Raw genomic sequence first — 15,375 nt, 5'->3', positions numbered from 1 at the left:
GGTTCGTTAACCACTCGGTGCGACGCTTTGCAGGCGGTACAGGCGGGGACGCCGATGACCGCGCCAGGAGAAGGCGTCCCGTCCTTCCACCCGAAGGCGGGACGCTGGATCCGCGGGGGGCTTCTTCTGGCCAAAAATATCCCGGGGGGACGGACCGCAGGTCCGGGGGGGCTGGCCCCCCTTGCGTCGGGGATCACCCGCGATGCCCCAAAATGACCAGATCCCCCGTCGGAGCCTGCCGGAAGACGGCGATTTCACGCCCAATCCGCGCAGTCCCTTCGTCGAGCTGGGAGTCTTCACCTGCTTTTCGTTCCTCCGGGGCGCCTCCGACGCGGTCGATCTGGCGATGGAGGCCTGGGCGCTGGGCTACGATGCGCTGGGCTGCGCGGATCTGAATTCGCTCGCCGGCGTGGTGCGCCTCCATACCGAGGCGAATACGGCGAAGTTGAGACCCGTCATCGGCGCGCGGATCGCGCTTCGCACCGGCGAGACCTTTCTGGCCTACCCGCGCGACCGGGCGGCCTACGGCCGGCTGAGTGCGCTGATTTCCAAGGGGCGGATGCACGATGCGCAAGGCCGCTGGCAGGCCAAGGGGGTCTGCGATCTGACGCTGGGGGATCTGGCGGCGCATGCCGCGGGGGTGCAGCTGATCGTCGTGCCGCCCCCCGACCTCGACGGCTTCGCCCGCGATCTGCCGCGCCTCGTCCGCCGGCTGCCGACGCTGTCCCATATCGCTGCGAGCTATCTCTACCGCGGGGACGACCGGGCGCGAATCAACCGGCTGGATGCCCTGGCCGGGCAGCACGGGATGGGGCTTCTGGCCACGAACGAGGTGCTCTACCACGCGCCCGACCGTCGCCCCCTGCAGGACGTGATGACCTGCATCCGCCACAAGACCACGCTTGCGCGGGCGGGCTACCTGCTGGAGGCCAACGCCGAACGGCACCTCAAGTCACCCGCCGAGATGCAGCGTCTCTTTGCCGAATGGCCGCATGCCATCTCGGCCACGCGTACCGTGGCCGACGCCTGCCGGTTCACGCTGACGGAACTGGCCTACGAATACCCCTCCGAGGTGATCCCGCAGGAGATGTCCGCCCAGGCCTACCTCGAACAACTGACCTGGGACGGGGCTGCGGAGCGCTATCCGGACGGCGTGCCAAAGGCCACCCGCGCCACGCTCGCCAAGGAACTCGCGATGATCGAGAAGCTCGATATCGCGCAGTATTTCCTGACGATCCACGACATCATCCGCTTCGCCCGCGAAGAGGCGGACCCGCCGATCCTGTGCCAGGGACGCGGATCGGCGGCGAATTCGGCCGTGTGCTACGTGCTGGGGATCACCGCCGTGGACCCCGCGCAGCACGCGCTTTTGTTCGAGCGGTTCATCAGCGAGGAGCGCCGCGAGCCGCCCGACATCGACGTCGACTTCGAACACGAACGGCGCGAGGAGGTGATCCAGCATATCTACAACAAATACGGCCGCGACCGCGCGGGGCTTTGTGCCACCGTAATCCACTACCGCCCGCGCTCGGCCATTCGCGAGGTGGGCAAGGTGATGGGCCTCTCCGAGGACGTGACCGGGGCGCTCGCCAAGACCGTCTGGGGCAGTTTCGGGCGCGAGATGGCGCAGAAGAACGCCGACGAGGCGGGCGTCGATCTGACCGACCCGACCGTGCGGCGCGCGCTGATCGTGGCGGGGCAGATGATCGGGATGCCGCGCCACTTGGGCCAGCACGTGGGCGGCTTCATCCTGACCCAGAAGAAACTGACCGAGACGGTGCCCATCGGCAACGGCGCCATGCCCGACCGCACCTTCATCGAATGGGACAAGGACGACATCGACGCGCTGGGGATCCTCAAGGTCGATATCCTGGCGCTGGGGATGCTGACCTGCATCCGCAAGTGCTTTGACCTCGTGCGGGCGCATTACGGGCAGGACTGGTCGCTCGCCACGATCCCGCAGGAGGACCCGCGCGTCTATGACATGGTCTGCCGCGGCGACACGGTGGGCGTCTTCCAGATCGAGAGCCGTGCGCAGATGAACATGCTGCCACGCCTGCAGCCGCGCACGTTCTACGACCTGGTGATCGAGGTCGCCATCGTCCGCCCCGGCCCCATTCAGGGCGACATGGTCCACCCCTACCTGCGCCGCCGCTCGGGGCAGGAACCGGTCAGCTACCCCTCGCCCGGCGCGCCCCATGACCCGTCGGAGCTCAAGAACATCCTCGGGCGCACGCTGGGGGTTCCGATCTTCCAGGAACAGGCGATGAAGATCGCCATCGACGCCGCCGAGTTCAGCCCCGCCGAAGCCAACGAGTTGCGCAAGGCCATGGCCACCTTCCGCAGCCGCGGCCAGATCGAGCTGTTGCAGGAAAAGATGGTCGGCCGGATGGCCCGCCGCGGCTACGATCCGGAGTTCGCGCAGCGTTGTTTCGACCAGATCAAGGGCTTCGGCGAATACGGATTCCCCGAAAGCCACGCGGCCAGTTTCGCGCAGCTGGTCTATGTCTCCTGCTGGCTCAAGCATCATTTTCCGGCGGCCTTCACCGCGGCCTTGCTCAATTCCCAGCCCATGGGTTTCTACGCGCCGGCACAGCTCGTGCGCGACGCCCAGGCCCACGGGGTCGAGGTGCGGGGCGTGGACGTGAACTACTCCGACTGGGACAACACGCTGGAGCCCGTGGCGACGAGCCTCTACGGATCGGGGCTGTCGCCGGCGCGCGCGCGCGACCGCGCGCTGTCGGGTCCGCCAGCGCCCCCGGAGGCGCAGGGGGCGCGCGAAAACGCCTCCTCCGATGTGGTCTGGGACCAGGATGCCCCGCCCCCGCCCCGCTTCGCGATCCGGCTGGGCATGCGCCAGATCGGCGGGCTGCGCCGGGACGCCGCGGATCGGCTGGTGGCGGCCCGCGACACCCCTTACCGGGACGTCAAGGACCTGCACGTCCGTGCGCGCCTGACCGCGCCCATCGTGCGGCGGCTGGCCGAGGCGGATGCGGTCCGCTCGCTCTGGATCGACCGCAGGCAGGCCCTGTGGGAGGCCAAGGGCCTGCGCGACGCCCCCGACCTGCCGCTGTTCCGGGACGGCACCGACGAAGGCACCGAGGTGACCGTGCCGCTTCCCGTCATGCCGGTCTGCGAGCAGGTGGTGGCCGATTACCAGACCCTGCGGCTGTCGCTGAAGGCGCACCCGATCTCGTTCCTGCGCAAGTCCATGACGCGGCAGGGCTACCGCAGCACCGCCGATCTGGCGCGCATGCACCACCGCCAACGCATCAAGATCGCGGGCATCGTGCTGATCCGTCAGCGTCCCGGCAGCGCCAAGGGGGTCTGCTTCATCACGCTGGAAGACGAGTTCGGCGTGGCCAACCTGGTGGTCTGGCCCGCGGTGATGGAGACCTTCCGCAAGGCGGTCATGACCTCGCGCCTGCTGGCGGTCGAAGGTTATATCCAGCGCGACGCGGATGTCGTGCACGTGGTCGCGATGACGCTGACCGACCGGTCGGACGCGCTGCTGCGGCTGGCGCCCGATGCCATGCCCACCACGCTGGCGCGCGCCGATCACGTGCGAAAGCCCCTGCCCGCCTCGGGCCAGAGCCACCCGCGTGATGCGCGGATCGTGCCGAAAAGCCGGGATTTCCACTGATCCCGACCTACTCTGTTCCCGCAGGGCCGCTATGCGCAGCTGCCGGGTTGCACGCCGCGACCAAGAGGCAGAGCATGCGCGGACTGAAAGGATCCCTTATGACCGCCGTGACCGACCCTCGACTGACCCGGGGGACACAGATCCCCTATCTCGAATTCGTCGGTCTGATGGCCCTTCTGATGGCGCTGAACTCGGCGGCCATCGACGTCTACATTCCCGCCCTGCAACAGATCGGATCGGCCTTCGGCATCGCGGACGGCAACGCGCGCCAACTGGTCATCACGTCCTACGTGATGGGCTTCGGCGGGGCGCAGGTGCTCTACGGGCCGCTGTCGGACCGCTTCGGGCGGCGCCCGGTGCTCTTCGCGGGGCTGGGGATCTACCTGGCGGGCGCCCTGGCCGCGGTCGTCGTGCCCAGCTTCGAGGCGCTTCTGGTCACGCGCTTCGTGCAAGGCGTCGGCGCCGCCTCCACCCGGGTGATCGTGACGGCGGCGGTGCGCGACCGGTTCTCTGGCGCGCGGATGGCGAGCGTGATGTCGCTGGTGATGATGGTCTTCATGATCATGCCGGTGCTGGCCCCCAACCTGGGCAGCCTGATCATGCTCTTCGGCAACTGGCGCGAGGTCTCGGGCTTCATGGTCGTCTTCGGCGGCGTGGCGCTGGTCTGGTCCTACTTCCGCCTGGCCGAGACCCTGCACCCCGAGGACCGCCGCGAGCTGCGCCTCAAGCCCGTGGCCGAGGCGTTCCGCATCGTGCTGACGAACCGCACGTCGGTGGGATATCTCTTCGCGATGGGCACCTTCTTTGCCTTCATCTTCGCCTTCATCGCCCAGGCCGAGCAGATCTACACCCAGATCTACGGCATGGGTGCGGAATTCACGCTGTGGTTCTCGGTGGTGGCGGGGTTCATGGCGGTGGCCGCGTTCCTCAACAGCCGACTGGTGGCGCGCTTCGGCGCGCGGCGCTTGTCGCACGGCGGCCTGACGGTCTTCCTGACCGTGGCCACGGTCCACCTGGTGCTGGCGATCGCGATGGGCGGCCATACCCCGTTCTGGCTGTTCTTGGCCCTTTTCACCGTGATGATGTGCTGCGTGGGCATCGTGCCCGCGAACTTCAACGCGCTGGCGATGGAGCCGCTGGGCCGCGTCGCGGGCGTGGGCTCCGCCGTGCTGGGCGCCGCGCAGACGGTGCTGGGCGGCGTGCTGGGCGGCGTCGTGGGCTTCCTCTACGACGGGACGTTGATCCCGCTCCTGGGCGGTGGCGTGACGCTGGCGCTGATGTCGCTCACCGCCGCTTGGTGGGCCGAGGGCGGACGCCTGTTCGGTGAGATGACGCCGGATTGAACCGAAGAGCCCTGTCGACCCCCACCGGACGCCGTGCCGAGGCTGAAGCCCCCCGGTCTCAATCCGGCGGATAGATCAGGATCGCCCTGAAATCGTTGACGTTCGTCAGCGTCGGACCTGTGACGATCCCGTCGCCGAGGGCAGCGAAGAAACTGTGCGCGTCGTTGCGCGCCAGCGCCTCTTCCGCCGCCGCCCGCCCTCCCCGCGCAAGGGTGTCGGGACCGACGAGGGCGCCCGCGATCTCTGCCGCGCCATCGACGCCGTCGGTGTCGCCCGCCGCGAGGTGGATCCGGGGATGGCCGTCCAGCGCAAGCGCCGCGGCCAGTGCGAATTCCGCATTCGGCCCACCGGTCCCGTCGCCGCGCCGGGTGACCGTGACCTCTCCACCCGAAAGCAGGGCCACCGGGGCGTCGCCGGGCGCGAGCCCGGCTGCGATCTCGACCGCCTGCGCCGCCTGCGCCGCGGCCAGATCGCGCGCCTCGCCTTCCAGCGCGTCGCCGAGCAGGCGCACGTCCCAGCCGTCCAGCAAGGCCGCCGCCGCGTCGAGAGACTGGCGCGGTGCCGCGATCACCCGCGCCGTGGTATGCGCGAGCCGGTCGTCTCCTACGCGCAGCGGTGGCGGAGCGTGCCGCAAGGCTGTGCGAATGGGGTCGGGCAAATCGATCCCGTGGCGCTCGATCAGCGCGTCCACGTCCTCAACCGTCCTGGCTCCGACGGTCGGGCCCGAAGCGACCTCCGCCGGGTCGTCGCCCGGCACGTCCGAGATCACCAAAGACAGCACCCGCGCCGGGGCGCAGGCCGCGGCCAGCCGTCCGCCCTTCACCCGGCTGGCGCGCGTGCGGATCGCGTTCATCACGCGGATCGGCGCACCGGAGGCCAGCAGCGCCGCGTTGAGCGCCTGCTTGCCCGCCAGGTCCAGGCCCTCCTGCGGCGCGCACAAGAGCGATGAGCCCCCGCCCGAGATCAGCGCCAGCACCAGATCGTCCGGCCCGAGGTCCGAGACGCGGTCCAGAAGGCGCGCCGTCGCGGCCTCGCCCGCGGCATCGGGGACCGGGTGCGCGGCTTCCACGATCTCGATCCCGCGGGTGGGCCGCGCGTAGCCGTAGCGCGTCAGCACGAGACCCTCGGAAGGGCCCTGGGCGGCCTCCACCGCTTCGGCCATGCGGGCGCTGGCCTTGCCGGCACCGATGACGACCAGACGACCGCGCGGTGCGAGCGGCAGCGCCTCGGCCACAACGCGCATCGGGTCGGCGCGGGCGACGGCGGTGTCGAAGAGCCGGCGCAGTAAGGTGCGTGGATCGATGGCGTCATTCATGTGCCAAGACCTCCAAAATCTCGAGGATCCGAGGACCAATCCATGCTGTGCCTGACGTTGGATCGGTGCATGTCCTGGCCTTGTGTCGCGCGATTTGGGCGCAAGCTATCGCGGCTTTCATCGGTTTGGAATGGCATGCGCGGTCCATGCCTTTCGGGGATGCCGAGGGATATGACCGGCTTGCGGTCAGGCCCAGGGCGGCGATGTCTTGTCAAGGAAGGCCGCGATGCCCTGTCGCGCCTCCTCGCCTTCCCAGGTCTCGGCCAGGCGACGGATCGTGTCGTCGATGACGGCGTCGTCGATCCGCGGTCCGAGACGGCGCGCCAGCCGCTTCGCAGCCCCCACCGCGCCGGGGGCGACGGACAGGTAAGGCGCGACTTCGGCCTCGATTGCGGCGTCCAGATCCTCCGGCGGGACGGCCCGGGCGATCAGGCTAAGGTCCACCGCCTCCGCCGCGTCGAAAAGGCGCGCGGACATGAAGACCCGCCGGGCGCGCGCCTCGCCCATGCGGGCGATCACGTAAGGGCCGATGGTGGCGGGGATCAGGCCGAGACGGGTTTCGGTCAACCCGAAACGCGTGCCCGCCGCTGCGATGGCCACGTCGCAGACGCAGGCCAGCCCCACGCCGCCGCCGAAGGCCCCGCCGTGCAGCCGCCCGATCAGCGGAGTGGGCATCGTGTTCAGCGCCTGCAGCATCTCCGCCAGCTTGCGGGCTTCCCTCATCCGGGTCTGGCGGTCCGCCTCGATCTGGGCCTTCATCCAGCGCAGGTCGCCGCCCGCGCAGAAGGTCTTGCCCGCCCCTTGCAGGACGATGGCGCGCGTCGCGCGGTCCTGGCCCAGGGTCTGCGCCATGTCCGTAAGGTCCGCCAGCATCTGGCCAGAGAGCGCGTTGCGCGTCTCGGGCAGGCCCAGGGTGACGGTTGCGACGCCGCGGGGGTCGGTCTGGATGGCAAGCGTGTCGTAGCTCATCGCGGGCTCCGCAGGTTTTGGGCGAAGGCGCGGGCCCGGTCGAGGGCCTGCGGGTCAAGGCCGGTGTCGAAACCGCGATCGGCCAGCATCGCGGTGACGGCCTCTGTCGCCACGTTGCCTTTCGCGCCGGGGGCGTAGGGACAGCCGCCCAACCCGCCGATGGCGGCGTCGAAGGTGCGCAGGCCGCGGTCGAGGCTGGCGGCGATGTTGTCCAGTGCCCGGCCCCCGGTGTCGTGGAAATGGCCCGCCAACCGGGTCGCGGGGATGTGGTCCAAAAGCCTGTCCAGCAAGCGCTTGGTCGTCTCCGGCGTGGCGGCCCCGATGGTGTCGCCCAGGCTCACCTCGTAGGCGCCGAGGTCGATCAGCGCTTGCGCCACGCGCAGCACCTGCGCCGGGTCGGTCGGGCCGTCGTAAGGGCAGTCGGTCACGCAGGAGACGTAGCCGCGAAGGGGCAGGTCTGCGTCCCGTGCCGCCTGCGCGACCGGCGCGAACCGCGCGAGGCTCTCGTCGATCGAGCAGTTGATGTTGGCCCGGCTGAACCCTTCGGAGGCGGAGGCGAAGATCGCCACCTCGTCCGCCTTCGCGGCCAGCGCCCCATCGAACCCGCGCAGGTTCGGCGTCAGCGCGGCGTAGGACACGCCCGGCGCGCGGGTGATGCCGGCCAGCACCTCGGTCGCGTTGGCCATCTGGGGCACCCAGCGGGGGCTCACGAAGCTGGTCACCTCGATCTTCGTGAAACCGCAGGCCGAGAGGAGGTCCACCAGCGCGATCTTGTCGGCGGTGGCGATCTGCACGGTCTCGTTCTGCAGACCGTCCCGCGGACCCATCTCGAACAGGGTGACGCGGTCAGTCATCCCCGGGTTCCAGCGTAAGCAGAAGCGTCCCGTCGGCGACCTGGTCGCCCTCGCCCACCAGCAGCTCGGCCACCTGGCCGTCTCGTGGCGCGCGCAGGGTATGCTCCATCTTCATCGCCTCGAGCACAATCAGGGCCGTGCCCTTCGTGACCGTGTCGCCGGCCGCGACCGAGACGCCGAGCACCCGCCCCGGCATCGGCGCCGTCAGACCATCGCCACCGGCGCCCGCGTCTTCCGCTTCGGCCAGTGGATCGACGGTGGTGAAGCCATGGCTTCGCGATCCGGAGAAGACGGTGATCCGGGGCCCGGTCCGCAGGACCTTGGCCGTGACGCGGCGATCCTCGCGCTGGATGCGGACGAAAGCCCCCTCCGCCGGGTGGGCGGTCAGGGTCACGGCGTCCTCCGACGTCTCGACCGTGAAACGCCCGGCGCCGTGCAGCGTGACCCGGGCCTCGATCCGGGTGTCCCCGGCGTCGAGATGGACGAGGTGCTGCGCCGCGCCCCAAAGCCGGAAGCCCGTGAACGCGGTGAACAAATCCGTGGAGTCCGGCACATCCAGCAGGCCGAGCGCGCCCAGGGCGGCCAGAGCGACGGCCAGATCGTTTGGGGCCGATGTGTCCGAAAGTGCTGCGATATCGCGAGCGATGAGACCGGTGTCGACCTTGCCCTTGCCGAACCCATCGTGCCGCGCCAGCGCGCCGAGGAAGGCCAGGTTGGTGACCGATCCCGCGACGTGGCAGGCGCCCAGCGCCTGGGCGAGCATGTTCAGCGCAACTTCGCGCGTGGGGCCATGCACGACGACCTTGGCGATCATCGGGTCGTACCAGGGGCTGATTTCGTCCCCCTCGCGCACGCCGCTGTCGATCCGCACGGGCCCGCGCGCGAACCTTGTGCCGTCCGGGAAGGACAAGTGATCGAGCGTGCCGGTCGCGGGCAGGAAGCCTTTCGCGACATCCTCGGCGTAGAGTCGCGCCTCGAAGGCCCAGCCGTCGATGCGCAGATCGTCCTGCGCGATGGGCAGCCGCTCGCCTGCGGCGACGCGCAACTGCAACTCGACAAAATCGAGCCCTGTGATCGCTTCCGAGACCGGGTGTTCGACTTGCAGACGGGTGTTCATCTCCATGAACCAGAAGCCGTCCTCGCGCAGCGGGCCTGAGCCGTCGACGATGAACTCCACCGTGCCCGCCCCGGTGTAGCTGATCGCGCGGGCGGCCTCGACGGCGGCGCGGCCCATGGCGGCGCGGACGGCTTCGGGCATGTCGGGGGCCGGGGCTTCCTCGATCACCTTCTGGTGGCGGCGCTGCAGCGAGCAATCCCGCTCGAACAGGTGGACGACGTTGCCGTGGCCGTCGCCCATGATCTGGATTTCGATGTGGCGCGGCGTGGTGATGTATTTCTCGATCAGGCAGGCGGGATCGCCGAAGCTGGACTGCCCTTCGCGCTGGGCGGCCTTGAGCGCCTCGGCGAAGTCGGCGGGATCCTCGACCAGCCGCATGCCCTTGCCGCCGCCGCCCGCGCGGGCCTTGATGAGGACCGGGTAGCCGATCTTGTCCGCCTCGGCGGCCATGAGGTCCGGGTCCTGATCCGCGCCCTGGTAGCCCGGCACGACCGGCACGCCCGCTTCAATCATCAGGTCCTTGGCGGCGTCCTTCAGGCCCATCGCCCGGATCGCGGAGGCCGGTGGCCCGATGAAGGTAAGCCCCGCGGCCTCGACCGCCTCCACAAAGTCGGGGTTCTCGGACAGGAAGCCGTAGCCGGGGTGGATCGCCTGCGCACCGGTGGAGAGGGCGGCGTCTATGATCCGGTCGCCCAGCAGGTAGCTTTCGGCGACCGGCGCGGGACCGATCCGCACGGCCTCGTCCGCCATCTCGACGTGCAGCGCGCCCGCATCGGCGTCCGAGTAGACGGCCACGGTCGCGATCCCCATGCGGCGGGCAGTGGTGATGACACGGGCGGCGATCTCGCCCCGGTTGGCGATCAGGATCTTGGTGAACATCGTCACATCCGGAACACGCCGAAGCGTGTCTCCTCGATCGGGGCGTTGAAAGCTGCGGCCAGCGACAGGGCCAGCGTCTGCCGCGTCGCCCGGGGGTCGATGATGCCGTCGTCCCACAGCCGCGCGCTGGCGTAGAGCGGGTGCGACTGGCGGTCGAACATCTCGATGGTGGGTCGCTTGAAGGCGGTTTCCTCTTCCTCCGTCCAGGGCTCGCCGCGCCGTTCCATCGCATCGCGCCTGACGGTGGCCAGAACGCCCGCCGCCTGTTCGCCGCCCATCACGGCGATGCGGCTGTTGGGCCATGTCCACAAGAACCGCGGGCCGTAGGCGCGACCGCACATGCCGTAGTTGCCCGCCCCGAAGGAGCCGCCCACCAGCATGGTGATCTTGGGCACGGAGGTCGTCGCCACCGCCGTCACCAGCTTGGCCCCCGCCTTGGCGATGCCGCCCGCCTCGTAGGCCTGGCCGACCATGAAGCCTGTGACGTTCTGCAGGAAGACCAGGGGCACCTTGCGCTGCGAGCAGAGCTGCACGAAGTGCGACCCCTTCACGGCACTTTCGGAAAACAGAACGCCGTTGTTGGCGATGATCCCCACCGGCATGCCCATGACATGGGCGAAGCCGCAGACCAGCGTGGTGCCGTAGCGCGCCTTGAACTCGTCGAAGCGGGAGCCGTCGACGACCCGCGCGATGACCTCGCGGATGTCGTAGGGCGTGCGCAGGTCGGCGGGGACGACGCCGAGGATCTCCTCGGGGTCGTAGAGCGGCGCCTCTATCGGCGCGCGCGCGACCGGTGGCGGCGCAATATTGAGGTTCGCCACAGCTTCCCGCGCGAGGGCCAGCGCGTGGGCGTCGTCCTCCGCCAGGTAATCCGCGACGCCCGAAAGCCGGGTGTGCACGTCACCGCCGCCCAGATCCTCCGCACTGACGACCTCGCCCGTGGCGGCCTTCACCAAGGGCGGGCCGGCGAGGAAGATCGTCCCCTGCGCTTTCACGATGATCGTGACGTCCGACATGGCGGGCACGTAGGCGCCACCTGCGGTGCAGGAGCCCATGACCACGGCGATCTGGGGGATGCCCTGCGCGCTCATCCGCGCCTGGTTGAAGAAGATCCGCCCGAAGTGATCGCGGTCTGGAAAGACCTCGTCCTGGTTCGGCAGGTTCGCCCCGCCTGAGTCGACGAGGTAGAGGCACGGCAGACGGTTTTCCTGCGCGATCTCCTGCGCGCGCAGGTGCTTCTTGACCGTCATCGGGTAGTAGGTTCCGCCCTTCACGGTGGCGTCATTGCAGACGATCATGCAATCGCGGCCAGAGACGCGCCCCACCCCGGCCACGACGCCCGCGCAGGGGCTGTCGCCGTCGTAGAGCCCGTGGGCCGCGAACAGGCCCACCTCCAGGAACGCGCTGCCGGGGTCCAGAAGCTGGTTCACCCGGTCGCGCGGCAGCAGCTTGCCGCGGCCGAGGTGGCGCTCGCGCGACCGCGCGCCGCCGCCTTGCTGGGCCGCTTCCGCCGCCTCCTGCACCGGCGCCATGGCGGCCTCGTGGGCGGCGCGGTTGGCGGCGAAACTTTCGGATCGGGGCGAGATCTGGCTGCGTAAGGTCGCCATCAGCCCATGGCCCCCATCATCTCTCGCCCGATCAGCATGCGGCGAATTTCCGAGGTGCCGGCCCCGATCTCCATCAGCTTGGCGTCGCGGAAGATGCGGGCCACGGGGCTGTTGTTCAGGAACCCCGCCCCGCCCATCGCCTGCACCGCCTGATGCGCGACGGTCATCGCCTCCTCGCTGGCGTAGAGCACGCAGGCCGCCGCGTCCTGCCGCGTGACCCGGCCCGCGTCGCAGGCCTTTGCCACTTCGTAGACGTAGGCCCGGGCGGAGTTCATCTTGGTATACATGTCCGCGATCTTGCCCTGCATCAGCTGGAAATCCCCGATCCGCTGGCCGAATTGGCGGCGCTCGGCCATGTAGGGCATGATCTCGTCCAGGCAGGCCGCCATGATGCCGGTGCCGATGCCGGACAGTACCACCCGCTCGTAATCCAGTCCCGACATCAGGACCCGCACGCCGCGGCCTTCTTCACCCAGCACGTTCTCGAAAGGCACTTCGACATCCTCGAAGACCAGCTCGGCGGTGTTCGACCCGCGCATGCCGAGCTTGTCGAAATGCGGGCTGGTGGAAAACCCTTTCATCGACCTCTCGATCAGGAAGGCGGTGATCCCCTTCGATCCGGCGTCCGCGTCGGTCTTGGCATAGACCACAAGCGTCTGCGCGTCGGGACCGTTGGTGATCCAGTACTTCGTGCCGTTCAGGCGGTAGTGGTCGTTGCGCTTCTCTGCCGAGAGTTTCATCGACACCACGTCAGAGCCCGCCGCCGCTTCCGACATGGCGAGCGCGCCGACGTGCGCACCCGAGATGAGGTCCGGCAGGAACTTCGCCTTCTGCGCGGGCGTGCCGTTGAGGTTGATCTGGTTCACGCAAAGGTTCGAATGCGCCCCGTAGGACAGCGAGACGGAGGCCGAGGCGCGCGCGATCTCCTCCACCGCTACGACGTGGGCAAGATAGCCCATGCCCGCGCCGCCGTCCTCTTCCGGCACGGTGATGCCCAGAAGTCCCAGCTCGCCCATCTCGGTCCAGAGGTCGGGCGGGAAGGCGTTCGAGCTGTCGATCTCTGCGGCGATGGGTTTGACCCGCTCCTGCGCCCAGCGGTGGACCATGTCGCGCAGGGCGTTCACGTCCTCTCCCAGATCGAAGGTCATGGATGCGGTAAACATGCGACTCCTCCCAAAGCCGGCATCCGGACCTGCGCCGGACGCTTGAGGCAAAGGTTGCCACACCGCGGATGCCTTGTCAGGGCCTGCGTGACGGTCGGGCATGGAAATTGTCGAACGCGACCGCAAGGATCGGGGCATTCGGAACAAGGTCGTCTTGTCCCGGTCCGCCCGCGATTCCGGGGGAGGCCTGCGGTTTTCAAAGTGCTGAGAAACTGGTGATGGTGCCCCCACACGGACTCGAACCGCGGACCTACTGATTACAAATCAGTTGCTCTACCAGCTGAGCTATAGGGGCCGACGCCCTTGGCGAGGCGTTCGGGTTCGCTATAGAAAGAGCGCATCCGAAACGCAAGCGGTCGTGACCGGCGAGGGTGTGATGAGAGTGACCTGCGCGATCCTGATGGGCCTCGCCACGACTTCCGCCTGGGCGGAGGGCGCGTGTGCGCCCCGCGATGCGGCCTTCTTCTGCACCTTCAAGGATGGCGCGACGCGGGTCGAGGTCTGCACGCCCCCGGACAACGATACGGTGACCTACCGGTACGGGGCGCGGATGTCGGAGCCGGAGCTGGCGCTCACGGTCGATCTGGCGGGGCTGGTGACGCGGCCCTGGCCGGGAATCGGGCGGTATTACTATCAGACGGTCTCGTTCCTCAACGCCGGCTATACCTACGAGGTCTGGTCGAGCGTGGATCGCCTGGACGAGGCCGCCAGGCTTCAAGGCGGGATCACCGTGATGAAAGAAGAGGCGATCGTGGCGCACCTGGAGTGCGACGACGGATCGGTTCAGGACGATCTGCTGGCGCTTTTCGACCGGATCGAAGCCGCGCGGGCACGGCCTTAGCGGTTCGCCCGCGCCAGGAGCAGCACGGCGCAGAGACCCACGGCACAGATGATCAGCGCCGCGGGGGCGGCGCCGGACAGATCCTCCAGCGAGGCCTTGGCGTAGACCCGCGTCGACAGCGTGTCGTGGCGGTAGAGCATCAGGGTGGCGGGCAATTCCTTGACCGCGTCGACGAAGGTCAGAAGCAGGGCCGAGCCGATGCTGGCGCGGATAAGCGGCACGTGGACACGCGCCAGCGTGCCGCCCGCCGATTGCCCGAGAGAGCGCGCGGCCATCGGCAGGCTGGGCGGGATGCGCCCCAGGGCCGCGTCCGCGGTGCCTTGCGCGATCGCGAAGAACCGCACGACGTAGGCCAGCACGACGACGCCCGCGCTACCGGTCAGCATGAGGCCCGGGTCGGTACCGGTCACCGCCAGCACCAGATCCGCAAGGCGGTTGTCGAAGGCGGCCAGCGGCACGAGGATCCCCAGCGCCAGCACCGCACCGGGCGCGGCATAGCCCAGGGCGGTGACCGGCAGGGCCAGTTGCGGCAGACGGCGGCCCGACAGGCGTGTGCCGTAGACCATGAAGACGCCGCCCATCACGGCCAGGATCGCGGCGGCGGCACAGATCGTCAGCGTACGCCCCATCGCGGCGCCGAGACCCGGGGCGGACCACTCGGCCGCGTTGACGGCGTGGCTGGCGATCACGCTTACCGGCAGCACGAACCCCAGCCCGAGCGGCAGGAGGCAGACGGCGCAGGCCGCCCCTGCCCGCCATCCGCGAAGGGCCTGCGGTTGGACGGGGCGGAGGTTGCGCGCGCCGGAGGCGAACCTGACCCGTGCCCGGCTGCGCTTTTCCAGCGTGACCAGCAGCACGATGACCGTCAGGATCACGCAGGCGATCTGCGCGGCCCCGCCCAGGTTGCCGCCCTGCCGCCAGACCGAGAAGATGCCCGTCGTCAGCGTCTGCACCGCGAAGTAGTCCACCGTGCCGAAGTCGTTCACCGTCTCCATCATCACCACGGCCACGCCCGCCGCGATCGCGGGACGGGCGAGCGGAAGTCCGACCCGCCAGAACCGGCCCCAAGGCCCTACGCCGAGCGCGCGGGCCACCTCGTAGCCGGCGCCCGATTGCTCGCGGAAGGCGGCGCGGGCCAGCAGATAGACGTAAGGATAAAGCGCGGCCGAGATCACCAGCACCGCCGCCCAGCGGCTCCGGATCTGGGGAAACCAGTAGGACCGGGCGTCGGCCCAGCCGAAGGTTTCGCGCAATGCGGTCTGCACGGGGCCCGCGTAATCCAGGAAATCCACCAGCGCATAGGCCCCCACGTAGGCCGGCACGGCGAGCGGCATCAGCAGCGCCCATTGCAGCCAGCGCCGACCGGGGAAGCGGTACATGACCACCAGCCAGGCACAGGCGGTGCCGACGAGTCCCGTCACGACCCCCGTTCCCAGCATCAGCCAGCCCGTGTTGGCCATGTAGCGCGGCAGGGTGGTCGACAGAAGATGCGGCCAGATGTTCTCCGTCGGGTTGAAGGCGAACCAGACCACGGCCACCAGCGGGGCCAGCACGATGCAGGCGATCGCGATCGCCCCCAGCGACCAGGGGTCGACGGGCCGCGAACGCGGGCGGGACAGGGGCGCGTCGGTCATGCCCCCGCGC

Annotated in this window: 10 protein-coding genes and 1 tRNA gene; 3 read left to right on the top strand and 8 right to left on the bottom strand. The window is 69.3% G+C overall.

What is annotated here, in order from left to right; all coding sequences use genetic code 11:
- The first annotated feature begins 202 nt into the window (after window positions 1-202).
- Both EU805_RS04770 and EU805_RS04765 read left to right on the top strand, forming a co-directional pair.
- Window positions 203-3,643, top strand: a complete 3,441-nt coding sequence (locus EU805_RS04770) for an error-prone DNA polymerase (protein WP_129762824.1) — start codon at window positions 203-205, stop codon at window positions 3,641-3,643.
- Between the two features lie 98 nt (window positions 3,644-3,741).
- A complete protein-coding gene (locus tag EU805_RS04765) occupies window positions 3,742-4,986 on the top strand; it encodes a multidrug effflux MFS transporter (RefSeq protein WP_129762823.1) in 1,245 nt (414 codons plus the stop codon).
- 58 nt (window positions 4,987-5,044) lie between these two features.
- On the opposite strand, the gene EU805_RS04760 is transcribed toward EU805_RS04765, so the two are convergent.
- From EU805_RS04760 to EU805_RS04730, 7 genes are all read right to left on the bottom strand, one after another.
- The gene (locus tag EU805_RS04760; RefSeq protein WP_129762822.1) at window positions 5,045-6,301 is read right to left on the bottom strand and encodes a glycerate kinase; all 1,257 of its coding nucleotides are present in this window, start codon (window positions 6,299-6,301) and stop codon (window positions 5,045-5,047) included.
- 186 nt (window positions 6,302-6,487) lie between these two features.
- On the bottom strand, window positions 6,488-7,270 hold the full coding sequence (locus EU805_RS04755; protein ID WP_129762821.1) for a crotonase/enoyl-CoA hydratase family protein: 783 nt from the start codon (window positions 7,268-7,270) through the stop codon (window positions 6,488-6,490).
- On the bottom strand, window positions 7,267-8,124 hold the full coding sequence (locus EU805_RS04750) for a hydroxymethylglutaryl-CoA lyase (protein WP_129762820.1): 858 nt from the start codon (window positions 8,122-8,124) through the stop codon (window positions 7,267-7,269). Before EU805_RS04750 ends, EU805_RS04755 begins: the two co-directional genes overlap by 4 nt.
- Complete coding sequence (locus EU805_RS04745) at window positions 8,117-10,120, bottom strand: acetyl/propionyl/methylcrotonyl-CoA carboxylase subunit alpha (RefSeq protein WP_129762819.1); 2,004 nt, start codon at window positions 10,118-10,120, stop codon at window positions 8,117-8,119. Before EU805_RS04745 ends, EU805_RS04750 begins: the two co-directional genes overlap by 8 nt.
- Before the next feature lie 2 nt (window positions 10,121-10,122).
- The gene (locus tag EU805_RS04740) at window positions 10,123-11,727 is read right to left on the bottom strand and encodes a carboxyl transferase domain-containing protein (RefSeq protein ID WP_129762818.1); all 1,605 of its coding nucleotides are present in this window, start codon (window positions 11,725-11,727) and stop codon (window positions 10,123-10,125) included.
- Window positions 11,727-12,890 carry an isovaleryl-CoA dehydrogenase gene (locus EU805_RS04735; protein ID WP_129762817.1) on the bottom strand — a complete coding sequence of 388 codons (1,164 nt, stop codon included), beginning with the start codon at window positions 12,888-12,890 and terminating at the stop codon, window positions 11,727-11,729. Before EU805_RS04735 ends, EU805_RS04740 begins: the two co-directional genes overlap by 1 nt.
- A 219-nt stretch (window positions 12,891-13,109) precedes the next feature.
- Window positions 13,110-13,185 (bottom strand) — tRNA-Thr (locus EU805_RS04730).
- An 81-nt stretch (window positions 13,186-13,266) separates the two neighbouring features.
- Between EU805_RS04730 and EU805_RS04725 the strand changes: the two genes are divergently transcribed.
- On the top strand, window positions 13,267-13,731 hold the full coding sequence (locus EU805_RS04725; RefSeq protein ID WP_129762816.1) for a hypothetical protein: 465 nt from the start codon (window positions 13,267-13,269) through the stop codon (window positions 13,729-13,731).
- Here the strand turns inward: EU805_RS04725 and EU805_RS04720 are convergent.
- A complete protein-coding gene (locus EU805_RS04720) occupies window positions 13,728-15,365 on the bottom strand; it encodes an iron ABC transporter permease (protein WP_129762815.1) in 1,638 nt (545 codons plus the stop codon). The two genes, EU805_RS04725 and EU805_RS04720, sit on opposite strands and share 4 nt — an antisense overlap.
- Window positions 15,366-15,375 lie beyond the last annotated feature (10 nt).

Source organism: Salipiger sp. IMCC34102 (genome assembly GCF_004145405.1).
In the GTDB taxonomy this organism is placed as follows: domain Bacteria; phylum Pseudomonadota; class Alphaproteobacteria; order Rhodobacterales; family Rhodobacteraceae; genus Loktanella.
The sequence above is the reverse complement of the archived record's forward strand: the minus strand, read 5'-3'. Positions and strand labels throughout refer to the sequence as shown.

Excerpts from the sequence above, each read along its gene's own strand:
- EU805_RS04740 (WP_129762818.1), bottom strand. The coding sequence starts at position 11,727 with ATGGCGACCTTACGCAGCCAGATCTCGCCCCGATCCGAAAGTTTCGCC.
- EU805_RS04760 (WP_129762822.1), bottom strand. The coding sequence starts at position 6,301 with ATGAATGACGCCATCGATCCACGCACCTTACTGCGCCGGCTCTTCGAC.
- EU805_RS04770 (WP_129762824.1), top strand. The coding sequence starts at position 203 with ATGCCCCAAAATGACCAGATCCCCCGTCGGAGCCTGCCGGAAGACGGC.
- EU805_RS04745 (WP_129762819.1), bottom strand. The coding sequence starts at position 10,120 with ATGTTCACCAAGATCCTGATCGCCAACCGGGGCGAGATCGCCGCCCGT.
- EU805_RS04755 (WP_129762821.1), bottom strand. The coding sequence starts at position 7,270 with ATGAGCTACGACACGCTTGCCATCCAGACCGACCCCCGCGGCGTCGCA.
- EU805_RS04720 (WP_129762815.1), bottom strand. The coding sequence starts at position 15,365 with ATGACCGACGCGCCCCTGTCCCGCCCGCGTTCGCGGCCCGTCGACCCC.
- EU805_RS04725 (WP_129762816.1), top strand. The coding sequence starts at position 13,267 with ATGAGAGTGACCTGCGCGATCCTGATGGGCCTCGCCACGACTTCCGCC.
- EU805_RS04750 (WP_129762820.1), bottom strand. The coding sequence starts at position 8,124 with ATGACTGACCGCGTCACCCTGTTCGAGATGGGTCCGCGGGACGGTCTG.
- EU805_RS04735 (WP_129762817.1), bottom strand. The coding sequence starts at position 12,890 with ATGTTTACCGCATCCATGACCTTCGATCTGGGAGAGGACGTGAACGCC.
- EU805_RS04765 (WP_129762823.1), top strand. The coding sequence starts at position 3,742 with ATGACCGCCGTGACCGACCCTCGACTGACCCGGGGGACACAGATCCCC.